Here is an 828-nt window from a genome sequence, read left to right as displayed (position 1 = left end):
GCTGAACGTTCGCGTACTTCGCACCAAACAATGCCTTTGCACGATCGATTGCTAGCTGCTCGACTACGTCAACATGCTCACAACCACCGTAGTAACGTTTACTTGGGTAGCCTTCGGCGTATTTATTAGTAAGGTAAGATCCTTGCGCTTCCATTACACGAGGGCTGGTGTAATTTTCTGAAGCAATCAATTCAATATGATCTTCCTGTCTTTTTGCTTCTGCATCCATTGCCGACAACAGTTCATCATCAAATCCAGCGATGGTCATTTCTTGCTTGAACATACTATGCCTCTTGGTCTTCTTAACTACGGCAAACCCTGAACAAATTCGGGTTAGTTTAAAAAGCGCGCAGTTTAAATGATTTTCCCTGCAACATCACGATATTTATGAGACCTAATCGCTTGAAAGCGTCTAAAATAGGCCGCGGTCGTATCTCGATGTCAAAAATGCACTTTCGTTGCGTTATTTCAGGTTTTTCGCTAGTGTGCGCGTCATATTCTTCGAGGCAGCCCAGCCCACGATACTGAACAAAATCTAGGAGCAATTGCATGGCACAATATGTGTTTACCATGAACCGAGTAGGGAAAGTTGTCCCTCCTAAACGAGAGATCCTAAAAGACATTTCTCTTTCATTCTTTCCCGGCGCAAAAATCGGTGTTCTTGGCCTGAATGGCGCAGGTAAATCAACGCTCCTTAAAATCATGGCAGGTGTCGATCAAGACTACACGGGGGAAGCTCGTCCTCAACCTGGCATCAACGTTGGCTATCTACCGCAGGAACCGCAACTTGACGAATCAAAAGATGTACGCGGAAATGTAGAAGACGGT

At 45.2% G+C, this 828-nt stretch carries 1 protein-coding gene and 1 pseudogene; one reads left to right on the top strand and one right to left on the bottom strand.

The annotated features are described in order from the left end of the window. A pseudogene (glyA, locus tag A3738_RS02890) lies at positions 1–283 on the bottom strand (serine hydroxymethyltransferase); the annotation flags it as partial. Between the two features lie 266 nt (positions 284–549). On the opposite strand from glyA, the gene A3738_RS02880 reads away from it, so the two are divergent. Next, positions 550–828, top strand: a 279-nt coding sequence (locus tag A3738_RS02880; protein WP_156503905.1) for an ATP-binding cassette domain-containing protein, incomplete at its 3' end; no start/stop codon positions are given.

This window comes from Oleiphilus sp. HI0066, assembly GCF_001635725.1.
Note: the sequence above shows the minus strand (reverse complement) of the source record. Positions and strands in the feature narration are given on the sequence as shown.